Source organism: Flavobacterium turcicum (assembly GCF_011365745.1).
Classification (GTDB): domain Bacteria; phylum Bacteroidota; class Bacteroidia; order Flavobacteriales; family Flavobacteriaceae; genus Flavobacterium; species Flavobacterium turcicum.
The window spans coordinates 248,767-271,456 of sequence record NZ_JAAOBY010000004.1; the positions used below are offsets into that span (position 1 = coordinate 248,767).

Genomic DNA, 22,690 nt, shown 5'->3' on the forward strand with positions numbered 1-22,690 from the left:
CCAATGCATCTATTACGCAAGTCAAAGGAAGTATAGGTAAGTAAAATAGTTTTATTCAGCGATAAAACTTATTTAAAGTACAGCTTGCAATTTTGAGGAACGAACGCCCAAGTGATAGCGAACTGAATGAATAATCTTTATTATGTGAGCGACTTGTTTAGATTCTTCGTTCCTCAGAATGACAAAAATGAAGAATATAAAAAAATGAAGAATAAAGAAACGGAAGAATCAATATAAAAAAGAAGTGTGTTGTTAGCATAATGCCCGCGTGAGGGATAGTAGTGGAAAGCCCGCTGGTCAATGGAGTGCTAACGGAATTGATTGAGGACTTGAAACGAATAGCCCGACCCGACTTTTTTTGGAGGGACACGCCCAAAAATGAATTGAAATAAAATGGTAAGGTTTCGAAAACTTTGCAATAAATAAAAAAATAAAAACTCAGTCTAAGTTTCTTAGTAACGGAGTAACTCAAAATAAAGAAATGGCAGAAAAAAGAAGAAACCTAGTATTATCAGGATTAGAACCCTTAATCATTACGCCGGAAAGTGTATTTGTGAATGTAGGGGAACGAACCAATGTGACGGGTTCGAGAAAATTTCTTCGATTGATTAAGGAAGAAAAATACGATGAGGCGCTTGATATTGCACGCCAGCAAGTAGAAGGCGGTGCACAAATCATCGATATCAATATGGATGAGGGAATGCTCGATGGCGCATATGCGATGACAAAATTCCTGAATTTGATTGCGGCCGAACCGGATATTTCACGCGTTCCGATTATGATTGACAGTTCGAAATGGGAAATCATTGAGGCGGGTTTGAAAGTCGTACAAGGGAAATGTGTTGTGAATTCGATTTCGTTGAAAGAAGGCGAAGAAGCTTTTATTCATCATGCTAAATTGATAAAGCGTTACGGAGCAGCGGTAATTGTGATGGCTTTTGACGAAGTGGGTCAGGCCGATAATTACGAAAGACGTATCGAAATTTGCAAGCGTTCGTATGATATTTTGGTGGGAATTGGATTTCCGCCACAAGACATCATCTTCGATTTGAATATTTTTCCAGTAGCAACAGGTATGGAAGAGCACCGCTTGAATGCGTTGGATTTCTTTAGAGGAACCAAGTGGGTTCGCGAAAATTTACCACACGCTCACATCAGCGGTGGGGTGAGTAACGTTTCGTTTTCATTTAGAGGAAACGACACGGTTCGTGAGGCGATGCACTCGGTTTTCTTGTACCATGCCATTCAAAACGGAATGACAATGGGGATTGTAAACCCAGAAATGTTGTCGATATATGATGAGATTCCGAAAGATTTATTAGAGCATGTTGAAGATGTTATTCTGGACCGTCGCGACGATGCGACAGAACGTTTGCTTGATTTTGCCGAGAATGTAAAAGGAGATGGTACAAAAACCAATGAAGCAGTAGTTCAAGAATGGCGAAATGGAACCGTTCAAGAAAGAATTACACACTCGTTAGTAAAAGGAATTGATGCGTTTATAGAAATTGATGTAGAGGAAGCGCGTTTGGCTGCCACAAAACCCATTGAAGTAATTGAAATCAACTTAATGGCGGGAATGAATGTCGTAGGTGATTTGTTTGGTTCGGGTAAAATGTTTTTGCCTCAAGTGGTAAAGTCGGCACGTGTAATGAAAAGAGCGGTGGCTTATCTTTTGCCTTTCATTGAAGCGGCAAAGCAAGTTGGCGACAAATCAGGTAACGGAAAAATCTTGATGGCCACGGTAAAAGGTGATGTTCATGATATTGGTAAAAATATAGTTTCGGTGGTGTTGGCTTGTAATAATTATGAGATTGTCGATTTAGGTGTGATGGTGCCTCCAGAAAAAATCATCGCAGCAGCTATTGAACATGAAGTAGATATTATTGGATTGAGCGGATTGATTACGCCATCGCTTGACGAAATGGTGTATCTCGCTAAGGAATTGGATAAAAGAGGACTGAAAATTCCAGTAATGATTGGTGGTGCAACAACTTCGCGCGCGCATACAGCCGTGAAAATTGCACCACAATACAATTCGACTGTCATTCACGTTAACGATGCCTCGAGAGCGGTAACGGTTGCGGGGAATTTATTGGATCACAACCGAAAAATATATGCGAGTGATATTCGTGCAGAATACGATGCGTTTAGAGAAACGTTTTTGAATCGTTCCCGCGATAAGAATTTCTTGACCATTGAGCAAGCCCGTAAAAATAAATTGCAATTGGATTGGGATAATTTCACGCCGGTGAAACCTAAAGTTATTGGCAAGCAAATCATAGAAGTTGATTTAGAAACTTTGGTACCTTATATCGATTGGACGCCGTTTTTTAGAACTTGGGAATTGTTTGGAAAATATCCAGCTATTTTAACTGATGAGGTAGTTGGCGAACAAGCGACTTCGGTTTTTGCAGATGCACAAGCGATGTTGAAAGTGATTTTGGAGGAGAAAAAGTTAACAGCAAAAGGTGTTTATGGAATTTTTCCGGCGAATCAAATCAATGATGATGATATTGAACTGACGGATGAAAACGGAAAACAATTACAAACATTTTTGAGTCTGCGCCAACAATCTCAAAAAACAAAAGGAGCGCCAAACATCGCTCTGGCTGATTTTATTGCTCCAAAAGAAAGTGGGAAAGTAGATTATATGGGAGCCTTTTGTGTGACTACTGGTTTTGGTGTGGACGAATGGGCGGCTGAATTCGAAAAGGATTTAGATGATTATAATTCGATTATGGTGAAAGCGCTTGCTGATCGTTTCGCTGAAGCTTTTGCTGAATATTTGCACGAAAAAGTGCGTAAAGAATTTTGGGGTTATGCCGCAGACGAAGATTTATCTACCGAAGATATGATTGATGAGGTGTATAAAGGAATTCGACCAGCGCCAGGATATCCAGCTTGTCCGGATCATTTAGAGAAGCCGACTATTTGGAAATTATTAAATGTTGCAGAAGAAATTGGAGTAACCTTAACCGAAAGTATGGCTATGTGGCCAGCATCATCTGTATCTGGGTACTACTTTGGGAATCCAGAAAGTAAGTATTTTGGACTCGGAAAAATTAAAGAAGATCAAGTAATTGACTACGCCAAAAGAAGAAATGTTTCCACTGATGTAGCCATGAAATGGTTGAACCCGAATATAGCCGATTAGGAATTTTGTTTCAAGTTTAAGGTTTCAAGTTACTCGACAGAACTTTAAACTTTAAACTTGGAACATGAAACAAAAAATAAAATGAAAGTAACACAACATATAGAAAAAGCCAAAGGTGAAACTTTGTTTTCATTTGAAATTATTCCGCCTCAAAAAGGGAAAAGTATTCAAGAATTGTATGACAACATTGACCCTTTGATGGAATTCAAACCGCCATTTATTGATGTGACAACCTCACGCGAGGAGTTTATTTATGTGGATAAAGGCAATGGTTTATTGGATAAAAAGCTAACCAGAATGCGTCCGGGGACTTTAGGGATTTGCGCTTCTATCAAACACAAATATAATGTTGATACGGTGCCACACGTGCTTTGCGGTGGTTTTACCAAAGAAGAAACAGAATATTTATTGGTTGATTGTCATTATCTAGGCATCAATAATGTAATGGCGTTGCGTGGTGATGCGATGAAGGACGAACAATCCTTTGTGCCAAAAGCGGGTGGTAATCATTTTGCGATTGATTTGGTTAAGCAAATCAAATTGTTGAATGAAGGCAAATATTTACATGACGTCATTCATGCTGATAATAAGGCTGATTTTTGTATTGGAGTGGCAGGATATCCTGAAAAACATTTGGAATCTCCATCGTTACTGTCCGATTTGAAAAGGTTAAAAGAAAAAGTGGACGCAGGTGCTGATTATGTGGTGACACAAATGTTTTTTGACAATGCAAAATATTTTGAATTTGTTGCCAAAGCCAGAGAAATGGGAATCACAGTGCCTATTATTCCTGGTATCAAGCCATTGGCGGTGCAAAGACATTTGCAAATTTTACCGCAAATTTTCCGAATTGATTTGCCAGAAGATTTAATTGATGCAGTAGACAAATGCAAAACAAATGCAGATGTAAAACAAGTGGGAATTGAATGGGCTATTCAGCAATCCCGCGAATTAAAGGCAGCTGGAGTTCCTGTTTTACATTATTATTCGATGGGTAAATCAGAAAATATCCGTCAAATTGCGAGTCAACTTTTTTAGTAATTTATCTTTTATATTTCAAAAGCTTCCAGTTCGCCTTGGAGAACTGGAAGCTTTTTTTATAATTTGTGTTTTATTCGAGAATATAACTCAAAACTGTCAAAGTTCCGGCGCTTGGCGAGGTTGCGAATTTCGGAACCGATTATTTTCTATCAAAGAAAAAAATTCTTGCGAGAAATAAACGTGAATTTACGACAAAATTCGAAATGTTGCCAAACGCCTATTAGCAAAAGTTTATTGTTTATAAAAGAAATAACCATCTTCAACTGTTTCTTCCCAATTTTCATTTTTCAAGGATTTAATTTTTAGCTCTTCAAATATATTTTTTGAGCCACGAATTGTCATTGTGAATTGGTCAGTATTATTTCTGTTTTTATCATTTAATACATAACTTAAACTATATTCATCCTTTTTAACAATCTTTTCTATGTATGGAGTTAAATATTCGCTTATAACTTTTGGGCTTGAAAATTTCGAAGATTTTTTAAATTCAATTTCAAAACTTCCTTCATATTTAAATTGTGGAGAGTAATCAAATAAAAAGTTTGGATTTTTTTTCTGTTCGATTAGATAATTTTCATAATCTTTTTTAGAAGAAAACACTTTTACTTCATGATAATATTTTAGAGGAGAAGTTTGGTTGAAACTCGTTATCTGATTTAGATCAAATTTATAAGTCTTACCATCATGAGTCATTGCACTTTTTTGTGTAGGATTTATTGTCCAAGAACCGATTTCTTTTTTGTTTTTTACAATTGTAAGTTTAAAATTTCGATTTTCTAATGAATTTCTAACTTCATCACCTAATTTTATATTTTTTATAAAGTCAACAATTTTAATTGAGTCTTCAATTATGAAATTATATTTTTCGTAAGTTTTATCTTTGTCATAATGAGGATTTCTTCCAACAATTTTTGTTGAGTTGTCTACTTTTAATGAGTCAAAAAGTGTTTTTTGTCCAATAATAAAATTTGGAATAAATATTATTATGATAAATAGTAATGTTCTTTTCATATTTTTTTGATTTTAAATTTCTGCCAACTATTTCGTTATCTCTCTAAACACCGCTTCTAAGTTTTTATTCTTTTGATTGAGTTGTAAGGTTTTTAAACCATTGTTTTGAGCAAAATCAAAGACAACAGAACGCATGTCTTTATCTGATTTAAAAGTCAGTTCCCACATCATATCATGAACGTTAACATACGAAACAAGATTTTCAATTTTAGAAATCAATTGTTCTTCGACTTGAAAATCAAATTCAACTTCAATTACCTGTTCCTTATCTTCAGAAATTAAGTTATCCAGTTTTTTATCGGTTACAATTTTTCCATTGTTGATGATGATTACGCGATCACAAATTGCCTCAACCTCTTGCATAATGTGTGTAGAAAGAAAAACAGTCTTGTCTTTCCCCACGTTTTTAATTACGTTTCTAATCTCCATCAACTGGTTTGGATCTAAACCAGTGGTAGGCTCATCCAAAATTAAAACATCAGGATTGTGCAGTAGCGCATTGGCCAATCCTACACGCTGGCGGTATCCTTTAGAGAGTTGGCCTATTTTTTTGTGGCTTTCGGTACTTAAACCAGTCAGTTGAATTACCTCTTCGATACGAGATTTGGCAACTTTGTACACATCAGCATTAAAGGCTAAATATTCACGAACATACAAATCCAAATACAACGGATTGTGCTCCGGCAAGTACCCAATAGAAAGTTGTACGGCTTTTGGATTGGTGTTTACATCCTGCCCGTTTACCGTGGCAGTTCCTTCATCAGCGGTTATGTAGGTAGTTAAAATTTTCATCAAAGTCGATTTTCCAGCTCCATTTGGACCTAAAAAACCAACAATTTCTCCTTTGTTAATTGAAAATGAAATGTTATCTAATGCTTTTTGAGCACCGTAGCTTTTGGAAATGTTATTTACTGCTATTGACATGATGAATTATTTATTGCAAAAGTAAACAGAAAATGAATGGATTTGTTGTTCGATTGCCCACTAATTCACGAATAATTTTTTCACGAATAGTGGCGAGTACTTCTATTCGAAATGATAAAAAAGTAGCACCGTGATTGCACCGCTATCATTTAGATTTCTATATTTACTTAAAATAGTTAAAAAGACACATGAAAGATATAGGATCAGGAGGTTTCTTGAAAAATTACAAAAGCATTATGTTACTTCTTGGAGGTATCCTTGCAGGAAGTATATTAGGTTTGGTTTTTGGTAAAGAAGTGGAGGTTTTGAAACCTTTGGGAGACATTTTTCTAAATTTGTTGTTTACTGCGATAATTCCGTTAGTGTTTTTTACCATATCGGCATCAATTGCTACTTTAGAAAAAACCGAAAAACTTGGAAAGTTATTCTTAATCGTAATAGGAGTCTTTTTGTTTACGGTCTTGGTTTCTGCAATTCTTATGGTAGTAGGAGTTTTGATTTTTCCAATCCATCAAGATATTATCATTTCTAAAATTCCGTTAGAAATTGTAGCCGAAAGTAGCACTGGCTCTGAGATAACCCAATTGCTTACTGCGGGTGATTTTTATGAATTGTTATCCCGAAAAAACATGTTGGCGCTCATTCTTTTTTCCTTTTTAGTGGGGTTTGCCAGCTTGCAATCTGGTGAAAAAGGCAATGATTTCAGTAGGTTTTTACAATCTGGTAACGAAGTAATGAAACAATTGCTACACATTATTATGCAAACAGCGCCCGTAGGCTTAGGTGCTTATTTTGCTTATCAGGTGGGTATTTTTGGTCCACAATTGTTTGGTGCTTATGCCAAGCCGTTAGGACTTTATTATGCTGTTTGTGCCTTTTACTTCATAGTGTTTTTTAGTTTGTATGCCTACATGGCAGGTGGGAAATTAGGATTTAAAGTGTTTTGGAAAAATAATATAACGCCTTCGTTAACAGCTATTGGGACCTGCAGCAGTATTGCTACCATTCCTGCCAATCTTGACGGTGCCGAAAAAATGAATATTCCTGCTCACATTAGGAATGTCGTTATTCCATTGGGTGCACCTTTGCATAAAGACGGTTCGAGTATGTCATCCATTATCAAGATAGCCGTTATTTTTGCGATGTTTGGTAAGGATTTTACGGATCCAATTACGATTCTCACCGCTTTAGGAATCACAGTTGTGGTTTCTGTTGTTGAGGGCGGAATTCCTAATGGCGGTTACATAGGCGAAATCCTTGCCATAACAGTTTATGGTTTCCCCATGGAACAAGCCTTGCCAGCGGCAATGATTATTGGAACTTTGGTGGATCCAATGGCAACTTTGTTAAATGCTAATGGAGATTTGATTTCGGCAATGTTAGTAGCAAGAATTGCAGAAGGAAAAAAATGGCTTTCTGAAAAAGTACTAGTATAAATCACTTTCAATATTGTGTGTTACAAGATAACTAAGTCTTGTTTTTTCTTGACAACACAGAAATTGCTGTTGTATGAATGGTATTTTTAGAGCCTTTTTTTAAACATTACATAATTAATAACCAACTTTTTAGCGAATCTCTTTTTTGTGTCATAAAATCAACTTTTTTTTGGGTTCAGTTAAAAATTATGTATACATTCGCAGAGTAATCAATACAAAAAAGACAACAACATGTTGAGTAACCGATTTTATTTTAGCAACTCTTATTATTTCTTCTGGAAGGTAGAAAGGGATTGTTGCATGGTTATTTAATTCAAAAATTAAATTGATACTATAAATATACAATCCCGATGCAAATCGGGATTTTTTTTTGCTTAAAAGTGTGTAAAATGAATACAATAATAGGAATACAAGGCATTACGGGCTCGTTTCATCATCAAGTGGCTCAAGAATATTTCAATCATGAATTTGTTCTTGACGAGTGTTTGTCTTTTGAGGAATTGGTAGACAGCTTGTTATCAGGTAAGTCAGATCAAGCTGTGATGGCCATAGAAAACTCTATTGCAGGTCCAATTATTCCGAATTACGCGCTAATTGACAAGAATAATTTACACATAATTGGAGAGCATTATTTGAGTATTCATCAAAATTTAATGGCTTTAAAAGGTCAAAAAATTGAAGATATTCAGGAAGTACATTCGCATCCGATGGCGTTATTACAATGTATGGATTTCTTGAAAAAATATCCCAATATCAAATTGGTTGAAGACAAAGACACTGCTGAAACAGCGCGAAGAATTCAGGAAAATCAACTGAAAGGAATAGCGGCAATTGCAAGTAAAACAGCTTCGGAAATGTATGATTTGGAAATTATTGCGCCAGAAATACAGACGATTAAGAACAACATGACGCGCTTTGTTATTATCAAAAAAGAAAACTCATTTGTTCCCGAAAGTGAAATCAACAGAGCATCGATAAAATTTGAACTAGATCACAAACGCGGGAGTTTAGCAGCAGTTTTAAACGTGATGAGCGATTGTAAATTGAATTTAACTAAGATTCAATCTTTGCCCAAAATTGAAACTCCTTGGAAATATTCCTTTTTTGTGGATGTCACTTTTGAGAAATACGAAGATTATGCTAAAGCAAAATCATTATTGAATATTATGGCCGAATACTTTAAAGTCTTGGGAGAATACAAGAATACTAAAATATAAACAGCCTCGAGTTACCAAGTTATACAGATTTAAAAAATTACAAATGATTACCACAGCAAAACGTCTCCATATTATTGAAGAATACTATTTCTCCTCCAAATTGAGAGAAGTAAGGCAACTGGCAGCCGAAGGCAAACCCATCATTAATATGGGAATTGGGAGTCCAGATTTGCAACCGGCGCCTGCAATTGTAGCTGCAATTGTAGCTGCGATGCAAGATGAAAATGCGCATCAATACCAGAGTTATCAAGGTTTACCAGAGTTGCGCGAAGGTATGGCTGATTTTTATGCCAAAAATTATGGTGTAGCTCTCAACCCTGTAACAGAAATTTTGCCTTTGATGGGTTCCAAGGAAGGAATTATGCACATTTCGCTGGCTTTTTTAAATGAAGGCGATCATGTTTTGATTCCGAATCCAGGTTATCCTACGTACACATCAGTGACCAATTTAGTAGGAGCTGTGCCTGTGTATTATGATTTAAAAGAAGGAAACCAATGGGAGCCGGATTTTGAAGCTTTGGAGCAATTGGATTTATCCAAGGTAAAGATCATGTGGATTGGGTATCCGCATATGCCTACGGGAGCTCGAGGTAGTTTGGAGTTGTTTGAAAAATTAGTCGCTTTTGCGGCAAAACATGAAATTTTATTGGTGAACGACAATCCCTATAGTTTTGTTTTGAATGACAATCCGATGAGTTTGTTGCAGGTAGAAGGAGCAAAGGAGGTGGCTTTAGAATTGAATTCTTTGAGTAAAACTTTTAACATGGCGGGCTGGAGAGTAGGAATGGTTTTAGGAAACGCCAATGCTATTGATGCGGTTTTGAAAGTAAAAAGCAATATGGATAGCGGCATGTTTTACGGAATTCAAAAAGGAGCTGTTGCAGCGCTGAAAAGTGATAAATCTTGGTTTGATGCAATGAATGAAATCTATAGAAAAAGACGAATTGTAACAGAGGAACTCGCTGAAAAACTGGGTTGTAAAGTGTATAAAGAAGGTGTTGGTTTGTTTGTTTGGGCAAAATTACCCGAGGGAGTTACATCAGCAGAGGCGTTTATTGATAGAATCTTGCATGAGAAATCAATTTTTATTACACCGGGAACTATTTTTGGGAGTAATGGAGAAGGGTACATTCGATTTGCTTTGTGTGTTGAAGAAGAAAAAATTAGGGAAGCAATCAGTCGATTTTAGCCCCCTGACCCCCCAAAGGGGGAATGAAATAGCAGAGAGATTTATTGTGATAAGTTATTATTCATGATTAAATGAATTTGTTTAATGAAAGAATAAATTTCTATATAACGAGATTCCCTAGCCCTGATAGTAGTGGAAATCCTTTGCTGCCGGCGTTCGGCAAGAAAGATTGCAACGGATAGCAGGATAAGCTTCGGATAAAAAACAAAAAAATGAAAGTATTTGTAATAGGCATAGGTTTGATAGGTGGTTCGATGGTGTTGGATATTAAAGATTTGTATCCGAACGCCACGATTTATGGGATTGACACCAATGAAAAACATCTAGATCAGGCAATTAAGTTGGGCGTTATTGATGAAATGGCAACATTTGCAGACTTAATGCATGCTGATTTTGTGATTGTTTCGGTTCCTGTAGATGTAGCGCTCACGGTTGTACCCCAAGTTTTGGAGGTAATAGGTGACCAAACGATTGTTTTTGAGGTGGGTTCTACAAAATTACCTATTTGTGAAGGTATTGCCAATCATGCCAAAAGGAGAAATTTTATAGCTACGCATCCTATTGCTGGAACTGAATTTTCGGGACCATCGGCAGCGATAAAAGGGTTGTTTCAAGGCAAAACAAACATTATTTGTGAGGTGGAGAAAACGACTTTTAAATTGCAAGAACGCGCCTTGGCATTGTTTCAAGAAATGGGAATGCGCATTCGGTATATGGATCCAAAATCACACGATAAGCACATTGCGTATGTTTCGCATTTGTCCCACATCAGCGCTTTTATGTTAGGAAAAACAGTCATTGACAAGGAAAAACACGAACAGGACATCTTTGATATGGCAGGTTCTGGTTTTGAAAGTACCGTGCGTCTTGCTAAAAGTTCACCCGCGATGTGGACACCCATTTTTAAACAAAATAGAAAGCAAGTCGTAAAAACTTTGAATGAATATATCTTGAATTTATCTAAATTTAAGGAGCTTTTAGAGAATGAGGATTACGAGGCGATTTACAATGAAATGGAAAGTGTGAATAAGATTAAAGAGATATTAAACGGGATGAATGTTAAGAAGTAAACAGTTGACAGTTTTCAGTCACAGTTAACAGCTAGCAGTGTTCATAAGAAAACATATAAAAAAAACGAAACTTAGAAAATAAAATTTAGAAAAGATGGAAAATAAGAAAGAAATGAGAAACTGGTTGGAGGCATTTAATTTGACCCACCCATTAGTAATAGCAGGGCCATGTAGCGCTGAAACCGAAGATCAAGTATTAAAAATTGCTCATGAGTTGAAAGATTCGGATGTAAGTGTTTTTAGAGCAGGAATCTGGAAACCAAGAACGCGTCCAGGAGGATTTGAGGGCGTGGGGGAAATAGGTTTGAAATGGTTGAAGAAAGCCAAAGAAGAAACAGGATTGCTAATGGGAACTGAGGTAGCGAATGCTGCTCACGTAAAATTAGCTTTAGAATATGACATTGATGTATTGTGGATAGGTGCTAGAACAACGGTAAATCCTTTTGCGGTTCAGGAAATTGCTGATGCATTAGCGGGAACAGATAAAATTGTTTTGGTGAAAAACCCTGTAAACCCAGATTTATCTTTGTGGTTAGGTGGAGTAGAGCGTTTGTACAATGCCGGAATCGAAAAATTAGGAGTGATTCACAGAGGATTTTCTACGTATGAGAAAACCAAATACCGCAACATTCCAGAGTGGCAAATTGCTATTGAATTGCAAAATAAATTCCCTGATTTGCCTTTGATTATAGATCCTTCGCACATTACTGGTGATCGCAAAATGATCTTAGAGGTTACGCAAGAAGCTTTAGATTTGAATTACGATGGGATGATTATTGAAACGCACATTGATCCAGATAATGCTTGGAGTGATGCGGCTCAGCAAGTAACACCCGATGCGTTGAAACAAATTTTTATTGATTTAAAAGTGCGTAAAATTGACGATGTATCAGATGATTTTACTCAGAAAATGAAAAAATTAAGAGCTAACATTGATGTATTAGATGCCACTTTGCTAGAGCTTTTAGGCAAACGTATGAAAGTAGCTGACGAAATTGGTTTGGTTAAAAAAGCAGCCAACGTAGCAGTACTACAAAATAACCGTTGGAACGAAATTTTAGGTAAAATGATTTTGGATGGAGAAACCAAAGGACTTTCAGAAGAGTTTGTTTTAAAATTATTCAAGGCCATTCACCAAGAAAGTATCAGCCATCAAGATAAGGTGTTGAATGCTTAATTTTTTTTAAGTCATGTTAAAATCCTCCACTGCTTCGAGTTTGAAGTTTTGGAGGTTTTTTTTAGCTCTAAGTTTTCTGCATATTAAATTTTTACTTTTAGTACGATTTTATTTTATAAAAAATTTATAATTGTGCTTTATTTCTGTAATATTGCCAAAAATTAGTAATCAATAACAAACAAACAAACAAATGAAAAAAATTATTTTAGCATTAGCACTTACACTTGGTATGGCAACAGCAAATGCTCAAGTTGATGTAATTACCAAGCACAACGGAGAAACTGTAAAAGGGAAAGTTGTAAAACTGGAAGAATTTACAGTAATCTACAAGTACGACGGAGAAGATGCCGAAAACACAATGAGCAAATATGCAATTGAAAAAATTGTTTATGGTAAAAGCGGTCGTGTTGAAAATGTTACTGAAAAAATTGTAGTAGCTAGCGATGCCGACTGGGAAAAGGTAGTGATACTAGAGGATAAGTCTTATATTGCTGGTTTGATAAAAGGTGGTGAAGTAAGAGGAAAAACAGGCTTGATTAACTACCATACTGGTAATACAGCGGATAAAAAAGCAGAAATGAAATTGAAAAAAGAGGCAGCTGCAGGAGGTTATCCATTTATTTTAATGACTGCTGATAAAACTACTGTTGGGGCAAGTTCAAATCAATTAGGTGGTTCTCAAGCAATCAAAAAAGGAATTGGATACAAATACTAGTTTTTCAAATATTTTATAAAATGAAAGGCCGTCTTTTACAGACGGTCTTTTTGTTTGAACTTGTTTCTAAAAAAACTCTACACTTTAAACTTTAAACTTCAAACAAAATTTTACCTTTGCCTCATGACAGGACTCGTTTACAAATCTACAGGAAGCTGGTACACCGTAAAAACGGAATCTGGGCAGTTTATTGAATGTAGGATCAAAGGAAAATTCAGAATCAAAGGCATTAAAAGTACCAACCCCATTGCTGTAGGTGATGTAGTTGATTATGAATTAGAGGAAACCTCAGATGCCGTAACGGGTACAATTCACGGAATTCACGATCGTAAAAATTACATCGTCCGAAAGTCGGTCAATTTATCGCATCAAATGCACATTATTGCCTCTAATATTGATCGCGTTTTTTTATTGATTACGGTTAATAATCCGCCAACTACTTTTAATTTTATCGACCGTTTTTTAGTAACGGCAGAGGCATATGGAATTGAAACTGTGTTGGTTTTTAATAAAATAGACACTTTTGATGATGCTACTGTTGATGAGCAATTGTACATGCAGCATGTATACCAGCAAATTGGATATCAATGTTTGCGCGTATCCTCAACTGAAATGAAAGGTGTTGAGGAATTGAAAGCAATGATGATTGGTAAAGTAAGTATGTTTTCTGGTCATTCAGGTGTTGGAAAGTCTACTTTAGTAAATGCCATGGAGCCATCATTGCATTTGCGTACTAAAACTATTTCGGAGGCAAGTAAACAAGGGCAGCACACTACAACTTTTGCAGAAATGTTTGATTTGTCTTTTGGGGCAAGTATTATTGACACACCTGGAATCAAAGGATTTGGGATGGTTGATATGGAGCCTGCAGAAATAAGCGGATATTTTCCGGAATTTTTCAAACTAAAAGATCAGTGTAAATTTAACAATTGTTTGCATAAAGAAGAACCGAAGTGTGCTGTAAAAGACGCTTTGGATAGAGACGAAATTGCTTGGTCACGCTACAACAGTTACCTTAAAATTTTAGAAGGTGACGATGAACATTATCGAACTGACATTCATAACGAGGATAGAATCATAAGCGATAAAACGAGAGAGTAGTATTTTTAAAAGTCATAATTAAGGAAAGATTTAGATTTTTTTACTTTCGACTTTAAGACTTTGTAACTTTAAGACTGATTAATGAAAGTAGTAATCCAAAGAGTTTCTCAAGCATCAGTAACAATTGACAATCAAATTGTAGCCAATATTCAAAGAGGATTGTTGGTATTGGTTGGTATTGAAGATGCGGATACGCAAGAAGATAGCAGTTGGCTAAGTTCTAAAATTGTCAATCTCCGTATTTTTGGAGATGAAAACGATGTTATGAATCTTTCCATAAAAGATATCAGTGGTGATATTATTGTAGTCTCTCAATTTACCCTTCATGCCTTAACTAAAAAAGGCAATAGGCCATCGTATATTAAGGCATCAAAGCCAGAAATAGCCGTTCCTTTGTATGACAAATTTGTCGCCCAAATTGAACAAGATCTCGGTAAAAAAGTACAAACCGGAGTTTTTGGCGCTGACATGAAGGTACAACTCCTAAATGATGGCCCAGTAACTATTGTGATGGATAGTAAAAATAAAGAATAAAAATAGGTTCACATTGTGAGATTTATGCTATTTTTGAACACCACGAATTAGGAAATCCTTAACAAGCAATCAATGCGCTTTTCTTTGAAATGCGTAATTTTCTACAACCCACTTGGGTTCATCATTCATTATCTTTATTTTCTATCAAATGAGAATTACAACTCTTGTTGTTCTTTTTGCTGCAATTTTTGCAACTAATTTGAACGCTCAAAAAATTAATTACACAGCAATTAACATTGCAGATAGTCTAAAAAACAATGCCAATGCAGTTGTCAGACTCAATCAATTGGATATCTCAATTGCGTCGCAAAGGAGTATGAACATCAAAACTAAAAGAGTTGTCACCGTCTTGAATGAATTGGGATTAAAAGCAATAGATGCTGTCGAAAATTTTGATAAAAGACGTTCGGTTAAAAACATTGAAGCTGTTGTATATGATGTCTTTGGTAACGAAATCAAAAAGATAAAAAGAAAAGATTTTAAAGAACAAAGTGCATCAGGCGGCAGTACACTTTTTTCAGATGGGCGCTTTATTTATCTTGAGTATACCCCTACACAATACCCTTTTACTATTGTTTACGAAAGTGAAATTGAAACCTCTAATACTGCGTTTATTCCCACTTGGTCGTTGCTTTCAGAATATAATGTAAGTATTGAAAAAAGCATTGTCAGTGTCAATGTGCCTCAAGCATTGGGTTTTAGAAAAAAAGAATTCAATTTCGCCAATTTTAAGATCAAAACTATATTTGATTCTCCAACGCAATTGCAGTACGAAGCGCTAAATATTGTTGCCGAAAAATACGAGGATTATACACCAGCTGCTAAGGTGTTTCCTAGAGTAATGATGGGTCTAGAAAATTTTAATTTAGAAGGAGTTGACGGAACTGCAAAGAATTGGAAAGAGTATGGGAAATGGTTTTCAGAAAACATTCTCATCGGAACAACTAATTTAAGCGATGAGGCAAAAGCTAAAATTAAAACTTTGGTGGGTACTGAAACTGATCCGATCAAAAAAGCTAAAATTGTTTACAAATTTGTTCAAGAAAAATCAAGATATGTAAGTGTTCAAGTGGGTATTGGCGGTTTCAAACCCATGTTGGCTTCCGATGTTGATAGATTGGGTTATGGAGACTGTAAGGCTCTTTCTAACTACACAAGAGCATTACTAGAGGTTGTTGGTGTCCCTTCGTATTACACAGAATTGTTTGGTGACCGGGACATCCGCAACATCGAAGCAGATTTTTTCTCTGTTCAAGGGAATCATGTCATTTTATGTGTCCCAAATGCAGATGACAGTATATTTTTGGAGTGTACCAGCCAGGATGATCCCTTTGGTTTTCAAGCTAATTTTACTGATGACCGTGACGTTGTGGTCATGAAGCCTGAGGGTGGAGAAATCATTCATACTAAAAAATACCACGATAAGGATAATGGTCAAATTTCAACTGGGACCTATAGTTTAGATGCACAGGGGAATTTAACAGGCGCAATTAAAATTGTTTCAACAGGGTCTCAATACAGTTCAAAAGCTTCAACTGAAAAGCTTCAGCCAACCGAAAAAGATGCGCATTACAAACAATATTGGACCAATATTAACAATTTGAAAATTGCTAAAATTAATTTACAAAATGACAAAGATAAAATAGAATTTATTGAAAACATTACTCTGAGTGCAGATAACTATGCTTCTAATTCAGGAGGTAAAATGATGCTTGCAATAAACGCATACAACCAATTTTCAGGAACAATTAAACGCATACGCAATCGTAAAAACCCCTTCGAAATTCCACGCGGTTATCTTGATACTGATGAAATAGCAATAGTGCTACCATCAGGATTTCAAATTGAATTTTTACCTGCAAACTTCGAGTTAAAAACTAAATATGGAGATTATAAAACCGAAATCATCAAAAAAGACAATAGCAATCTAGTATACAAAAGAACTATTTTAATCAAAAAAGGAATCTACGCCAATTCTGATTATGATAGCTATCGATTGTTTATGGAACAGATTGCCAAAAATGACAATGCTAAAATTATACTTACCAAAAACCAATAAATTATGTCATTCAAACAAATATTTTTTTTAGTTCCTTGCCTTTTTATGGCTATTATCATAAATGGTCAAAATTTTGATTTAGGAAAAGTTTCAATTCTTGAATTGCAAGAAAAAGTACATCCTAAGGACTCTAGTGCAACTGCTGCAATCCTTTTTGAAAAGGGAAAAAACACCTTTGTATATTCACCTGAGAAAGGGTTTGTGATGGTGACAGAAATTAAAACTCGTATCAAAATCTATAAAAAAGAAGGATATGAATGGGCGAGTAAAAGTATCCGTTTCTATTCCGATAATGAAGCTAGGGAAAAAGTTTCTTTTTCCGATGCGATTACCTATAATCTAGTCGATGGTAAAATTGAGAAAACAAAACTTAAAAGTGATGGTGAATTTAATGAGGTTGTAAATAAATACTGGGGAGAAAAAAAAATCACAATGCCTAATGTAAAAGAAGGTTCTGTAATTGAATTCAAATACACAATTAATTCCCCAAGAGTAAGTAGCGCCAGGGAGTGGTATTTTCAAAATAGTATTCCTGTAAATTATTCTGAATACGCCAACACTGTTCCAGAGTATTTTGTCTACAATGTAAACATCAAGGGATTCATTAAGCCAAATGTTACTGTAGAGAAAAAAAGTAATTCAATAACTCTTACTTCAAAACAACGAACCACTGTAAACCGCGTTACACAAACTTCTTTTAATGATGAGAAAATAGAATATGTTGAAACAAAAAAGACTTATATAGCTGAAAATTTGCCAGCCATGAAGGAGGAGCCTTTTGTTAATAATATGGGTAATTATACAGGGACCTTAGTTCAAGAATTAGCAATGACGAAATACCCTGGAGAGTTGATGCAAACTTTTGCTACAGATTGGAATTCGGTTGCAAAGACGATTTATAACTATGATGAATTTGGACCAGAACTAAATAAAACAGGTTATTTTGAACAAGATTTACAAAAAGTAATAGCAGGATTAAGCTCTACCGAGGATAAAATTACTGCCATTTTGCAGTTTGTTAAAGCTACAGTGAAATGGAACGATTATTACGGTTATTCATGTAACGACGGTGTAAGGCAAGCTTATAATAAAAAATCGGGTAATGTTGCCGAAATAAACTTAATGTTAACAGCAATGTTGCGACATGCTGGTTTAACAGCTAATCCTGTTTTAATTAGTACGCGTTCAAATGGGATAGCCTTATTTCCTAATAGAACCGCTTTTAATTATGTTATTGCTGCCGTCGAAGATGGTCAAAACCTAATTCTTTTAGATGCTACAGATGCTTTTTCCGCTCCAAATATTTTACCTGTTCGAGATTTAAACTGGTTTGGTAGACTAATTCGAAAAGATGGAAGTTCAATAGAAGTAGATTTGATGCCAAAGCAAACTGCAAATGATGTTATTTCGATGAATTACAGCGTCGATGATCAAGGGGAAGTTTTAGGAAAGTTGAGACGACAAAGAACAGATCATCATGCAATGCTTTTTCGATCTGCAGTGACGGGTACCAAAGAAGATGCTTACTTAGAAAAATTTGAAAATGACAACAATAACATTGAAGTTAGTGGATATGAAAGAATAAACGAAGTCGCTCTTAAATTACCTGTTATTGAAACACTTTCTTTTAAAGGGGCTAATTTTAGTGAAAAAGTAGGAGATGCCATTTACATCAAACCTTTATTATCTTTTTCCACAAATGTAAATCCTTTCAAACAAGAAATTAGAGAATATCCAATTGATTTCGCTTTTCCCTTCATGGATAAATATGTCGTAAATGTGCAAGTTCCAAACGGATATAAAATAGAGTCTTATCCAGAAACAGCAGTTATCTCCATGGAAGATGGGTTAGCTACCTTTAAATTTTTAACTAGTTTAACAGATAATACTGTTCAAATATTAGTTTCATGTCAAATAAATGTTCCAATAATACCAGCTGACTATTATTCAGCCCTAAAAGAGTTCTTTCAAAAAATGATTGACAAACAAAACGAAAAAATTGTTTTAAAGAAAATTTAAAAATATAATATGCGCCAACATTTCACACTACTAGTTTTACTCTTAGTTCATTTTTTTTCTTTTGCTCAGGATTCAGAGTTGGGTAAAGTATCCATAGCTGAACTTCAGCAAAAAGCACATCCTATCGATAGTACTGCGTCGGCAGCCGTACTTTTCGAAAAAGGCCGAAATGTATTTGAGTATTCGCAATCGCAAGGGTTTTATATGGTAACTGAGGTGCAAGTCAGACTCAAAATCTATAAAAAAGAAGGGTATGATTGGGCTACCAAAATTGTTGAGTATTACAGTTCAAACGAAGTGAAAGAGACTGTTACTTTCTCAGATGCTATAACCTACAATATGGTTGATGGAAAAATAGAAAAAACTAAACTAAAGAGTGATGGTGAGTTTGATGAGTTTGTTAATAAATTTTGGAGACAGAAAAAAATAACGATGCCTAATGTTAAAGTGGGTTCCGTTATTGAGTACTCCTATAAAATCAGGACACCAAGAGTGGGTAGCCCTAGGGATTGGTATTTTCAAAAAACAATTCCTGTCAATTATTCAGAGTATAAAAATAGTATTCCTGAGTTCTTTGTTTATAATGAAAATTTAAAAGGCTATTTCCAGCCTACGGTATCGGTGACCATTGGCAGAAAAGCATTAACTTTTAGTGGTATGAGTAATTCTGCAGGAGCGGGTTTCCAAAGAGGGCAGTCTGCTAGCTATGCTGTAGATAAAGTAGATTACGAAGAAAAGCGAACTATATACAAAGCTGAAAATATTCCGGCTTTAAATGATGAAGCTTTTGTAGGCAATATAGAAAATTACACCTCTGGTTTAGTGCAAGAGCTTTCTATGACCAAATACCCCGGCGAGCCATTAAAAAAGTTCGCAACAGATTGGAAAGCAGTAGCCAAGTCAATATTTGATATGGAAGATTTTGGTGCAGAACTCAATCGTAGTGGTTATTTTGAAGAAGATTTAAAGAAAGCGCTGGCTGGTATAGAAACTCCTGAGCAAAAAATAGTTACAATTTTTAATTTTGTCAAAGGAGCTGTGAAATGGAATGGTTTTTATGGTTATTCTTGCGATGATGGAGTAAGACAGGCTTATAAAAATAAGACAGGAAATATCGCCGAAATCAATTTGATGCTGACTGCAATGTTACGATTTGCTGGTTTTTCTGCACATCCTGTATTGTTAAGTACGCGCTCTAACGGTATTGCCTTGTTCCCGAATAGAACTGCTTTTAATTATGTTATTGCAGCCATTGAGGATGAAAAAGGATTAATTTTATTAGATGCAACTGATTTGAATGCTGCTCCAAATACTTTACCAATAAGAGATTTGAATTGGTTGGGCAGGTTATTACGTAAAGACGGAACATCAATAGAGGTTGATTTAATGCCCAATCAAGTGGCAAATGATATTGTTACCATGCAATTCAATGTAGAAGCTTCAGGGCAAGTAGATGCAAAAGTACGACGCCAGCAATCCGGCCATAATGCATTGGTTTTTAGAACAAATTTCCTGAGTAGCAAAGAACAAGATTATATAGAAAATTTTGAAACTGAACATAATAATATAGAAGTTACAGATTATTCAAGAACCAACGAAAGGAATTTGGGAGCTCCACTAACAGAGACACTATCTTTTAAAAGTAATAATCTTGTAGAAAGTATAGGAGGTAAATTGTATGTAAAGCCATTGCTGATTTTTGGTCAAAGTTCAAATCCTTTCCAGCAAGAAGATAGGTTTTACCCCATTGATTTCGCATATCCTTTTATGAATAAATACAGCATTAATGTTAAAATCCCTGCGGGTTACAAAGTAGAGTCTGTGCCCGAAACTTCTAATCTTGCCATGCAAGATGATATCGGTATGTTCAAATATTTGGCAAGTGTTTCAGGCGACACGATTCAAATTTCAATTTCGTCTCAAATTAACACGCCAATTATCTCGGCTGATTATTATCAAACAATAAAGGAGTTTTATCAAAAGATGATTGATAAGCAAAACGAAAAAATTATCCTCGTTAAATCATAAATTAAGAATGATCAAAAAATGGTTTATTGTTTTACTTGCATGTATTGGACTGCAATTAAACGCACAAGATCTTGAATTGGGTAAAGTTTCTATTGAAGAACTTAAGTTAAAACAGCACCCCAAGGATACGAGCGCTGTAGCAGCAATCATATTTAGTAAAGCTAAAACTACTTTTAAATACAATTTAAAGGATGGATTTTCAATTGGTACTGAGTTTCAGGTTCGCGTAAAAATCTATAAAAAAGAAGGACTAAATTGGGCTACTTTTAAGGTGCCATTTTACATTGGCTATGAAGAGAAAAATGATGAGTCCGTTCAATTTTCTGATGCAGTTACCTATAATTTAGTGAACGGCATTGTTGAAAAATCAAAACTTAAAAGTGAGGGTAATTTCATAACAAAAATCAATGAGTACTGGAAAGAAGCGTCCATTACGTTACCTAATGTTAAAGTAGGTTCTATAATTGAGTTTAAATATTTTCTGAAATCAGAAAACATAATCAAATTTCCAAGTTTTTATTTTCAATATGAAATACCAGTAAATTTCGCTCAATTTACCACTGCAATACCTGGTTTTTTTGTTTACAAGGCACTTGTTACTGGGTTTGTACCAATCAAAACAGTACAGAAAGTATCTGGGGGCTCTTTTAGTTTCCCTAATAAATATGACCGCACCAGATCAGATTATGTTAATTTTGAGCAAGTAATTAGCACTTATACTGCGGTTGATATTCCTGCTTTAAAGCCAGAGCCGTATGTAGATAATTTACAAAATTATAGAGCTAGTTTGAAACACGAATTAGAAAAAACACAGTTTTATGAAGAAGCTGAAAAAGACTTTTCATCAACTTGGGAAGGGGTTACTACTTCAATTTTTAGCGAAAAAGAATTTGGTCAACAGTTAGAATCTGGTCTTTTCTTTTTAGATCATGTAAAAGAAATTATAAAAAACGATTCCAACACTGAACTCACAACAGAGACCAAAATGCAGCGTATTTTTTCATATGTGCAGCAAAGAATGAATTGGAATAATGAAAATGGGTATTATACGGATAAAGGAGTCAAAGAGGCATACAGTAATAGTACGGGTAATGCCGCCGAAATCAACTTTATTCTTATCAATATGTTACGCATAGCAGGAGTTGATGCCAACCCTGTTTTGGTAAGTACTGTAGATCATGGAGTTCCAGCATATCCAAATAGAACAGGATTTAATTATGTCATCGCAGCGGCAACAATTGATGGCAAAAATATACTCCTAGATGCAACCAATAAGTATGCTGTGCCAGATGTTTTACCTCTAAAATTATTAAACTGGCAAGGAAGATTGATTCGAAAAGGTGGGTCCTCGGAGGAAATAAATCTAGTACCCAAAAAGCCTTCGGCTATAAATCACAATTTGTTTGCAAGAATAAATCCAAACGGAAAAATCGAAGGAAAAATAAAAATGTATTATACTACTACGGAGTCATTTCTATTTCGTGAAAAACAGGCTAATCAGGATCAAAATACTTATCTCGAAAGATTAGAAAATAAATGGAATGGTCTTGAAATATCCGAGTACGGAATCGAAGAAAATAAAACAATCACTACTCAGCCTATTACCGAAAAATTTGATTTTTCAACTGTGAATCACTGCGAAATTATTGCTGGTAAACTATACATTTATCCAATGTTGTTTTTAACTAGTTCCATAAATCCTTTTGTTCAAGAAAAGCGTGACATGCCTATATATTTTGCATACCCAAAAAGTAGAAAATATAATTTTAACCTTGAAATCCCTGCAGGGTATGCTGTGGAATCAATCCCAAATGCAATCAGGATTTCAACTCAAGGAAAAGAAGTAGTGTTTTCAATAAATAGTGTATTGGTAGGTAATACAATTCAAATTGTTATTAATGAAGAGATAAATGGAGCTATTTTTGTAGCAGAATTTTACCCGGAACTAAAGTCTTTTTATCAAAAAGTAATCGAAAAACAAAACGAAAAAATTATCTTAAGCAAAATATAAA

General features: G+C 35.2%; 16 protein-coding genes. 14 read left to right on the forward strand and 2 right to left on the reverse strand.

Going from position 1 to position 22,690, the window contains the following annotated elements:
- Positions 1-481 precede the first annotated feature (481 nt).
- Both metH and metF read left to right on the forward strand, forming a co-directional pair.
- On the forward strand, positions 482-3,157 hold the full coding sequence (gene metH, locus G9Q29_RS09330; protein ID WP_166136138.1) for a methionine synthase: 2,676 nt from the start codon (positions 482-484) through the stop codon (positions 3,155-3,157).
- Between the two features lie 81 nt (positions 3,158-3,238).
- Complete coding sequence (gene metF / locus G9Q29_RS09335) at positions 3,239-4,195, forward strand: methylenetetrahydrofolate reductase [NAD(P)H] (protein WP_166136141.1); 957 nt, start codon at positions 3,239-3,241, stop codon at positions 4,193-4,195.
- 234 nt (positions 4,196-4,429) lie between these two features.
- On the opposite strand, the gene G9Q29_RS09340 is transcribed toward metF, so the two are convergent.
- Both G9Q29_RS09340 and gldA read right to left on the reverse strand, forming a co-directional pair.
- The gene (locus tag G9Q29_RS09340) at positions 4,430-5,209 is read right to left on the reverse strand and encodes a hypothetical protein (RefSeq protein WP_166136144.1); all 780 of its coding nucleotides are present in this window, start codon (positions 5,207-5,209) and stop codon (positions 4,430-4,432) included.
- A gap of 27 nt (positions 5,210-5,236) precedes the next feature.
- Entirely contained in the window at positions 5,237-6,133 is an 897-nt protein-coding gene (gene gldA, locus G9Q29_RS09345) for a gliding motility-associated ABC transporter ATP-binding subunit GldA (protein ID WP_166136147.1), read from the reverse strand.
- Positions 6,134-6,321: 188 nt separating this feature from the next.
- Between gldA and G9Q29_RS09350 the strand changes: the two genes are divergently transcribed.
- The 12 genes from G9Q29_RS09350 (at position 6,322) to G9Q29_RS09405 (ending at position 22,689) form a co-directional block, all read left to right on the forward strand.
- A complete protein-coding gene (locus tag G9Q29_RS09350; protein WP_166136150.1) occupies positions 6,322-7,569 on the forward strand; it encodes a dicarboxylate/amino acid:cation symporter in 1,248 nt (415 codons plus the stop codon).
- Positions 7,570-7,958: 389 nt separating this feature from the next.
- On the forward strand, positions 7,959-8,786 hold the full coding sequence (locus tag G9Q29_RS09355) for a prephenate dehydratase (RefSeq protein WP_166136152.1): 828 nt from the start codon (positions 7,959-7,961) through the stop codon (positions 8,784-8,786).
- Positions 8,787-8,829: 43 nt separating this feature from the next.
- Complete coding sequence (locus G9Q29_RS09360; protein WP_166136155.1) at positions 8,830-9,975, forward strand: aminotransferase class I/II-fold pyridoxal phosphate-dependent enzyme; 1,146 nt, start codon at positions 8,830-8,832, stop codon at positions 9,973-9,975.
- Positions 9,976-10,187: 212 nt separating this feature from the next.
- The gene (locus G9Q29_RS09365) at positions 10,188-11,045 is read left to right on the forward strand and encodes a prephenate dehydrogenase (protein WP_166136159.1); all 858 of its coding nucleotides are present in this window, start codon (positions 10,188-10,190) and stop codon (positions 11,043-11,045) included.
- A gap of 94 nt (positions 11,046-11,139) precedes the next feature.
- Positions 11,140-12,222, forward strand: a complete 1,083-nt coding sequence (locus tag G9Q29_RS09370) for a bifunctional 3-deoxy-7-phosphoheptulonate synthase/chorismate mutase type II (RefSeq protein WP_166136162.1) — start codon at positions 11,140-11,142, stop codon at positions 12,220-12,222.
- Between the two features lie 190 nt (positions 12,223-12,412).
- The gene (locus tag G9Q29_RS09375; RefSeq protein ID WP_166136165.1) at positions 12,413-12,937 is read left to right on the forward strand and encodes a hypothetical protein; all 525 of its coding nucleotides are present in this window, start codon (positions 12,413-12,415) and stop codon (positions 12,935-12,937) included.
- A gap of 123 nt (positions 12,938-13,060) precedes the next feature.
- Positions 13,061-14,038, forward strand: a complete 978-nt coding sequence (gene rsgA / locus G9Q29_RS09380; protein ID WP_166136168.1) for a ribosome small subunit-dependent GTPase A — start codon at positions 13,061-13,063, stop codon at positions 14,036-14,038.
- Between the two features lie 81 nt (positions 14,039-14,119).
- Positions 14,120-14,572: a D-aminoacyl-tRNA deacylase gene (gene dtd, locus G9Q29_RS09385; RefSeq protein ID WP_166136171.1), complete on the forward strand. Its 453-nt coding sequence runs from the start codon at positions 14,120-14,122 to the stop codon at positions 14,570-14,572.
- A gap of 148 nt (positions 14,573-14,720) precedes the next feature.
- Positions 14,721-16,631 carry a DUF3857 domain-containing protein gene (locus G9Q29_RS09390; protein ID WP_166136174.1) on the forward strand — a complete coding sequence of 637 codons (1,911 nt, stop codon included), beginning with the start codon at positions 14,721-14,723 and terminating at the stop codon, positions 16,629-16,631.
- Positions 16,632-16,634: 3 nt separating this feature from the next.
- Positions 16,635-18,650, forward strand: coding sequence for a DUF3857 domain-containing protein (locus tag G9Q29_RS09395; RefSeq protein ID WP_166136177.1), 2,016 nt, complete (start codon positions 16,635-16,637; stop codon positions 18,648-18,650).
- Between the two features lie 9 nt (positions 18,651-18,659).
- Positions 18,660-20,678 carry a DUF3857 domain-containing protein gene (locus G9Q29_RS09400; protein WP_166136180.1) on the forward strand — a complete coding sequence of 673 codons (2,019 nt, stop codon included), beginning with the start codon at positions 18,660-18,662 and terminating at the stop codon, positions 20,676-20,678.
- A 7-nt stretch (positions 20,679-20,685) separates the two neighbouring features.
- Complete coding sequence (locus tag G9Q29_RS09405; RefSeq protein ID WP_166136183.1) at positions 20,686-22,689, forward strand: DUF3857 domain-containing transglutaminase family protein; 2,004 nt, start codon at positions 20,686-20,688, stop codon at positions 22,687-22,689.
- Position 22,690 lies beyond the last annotated feature (1 nt).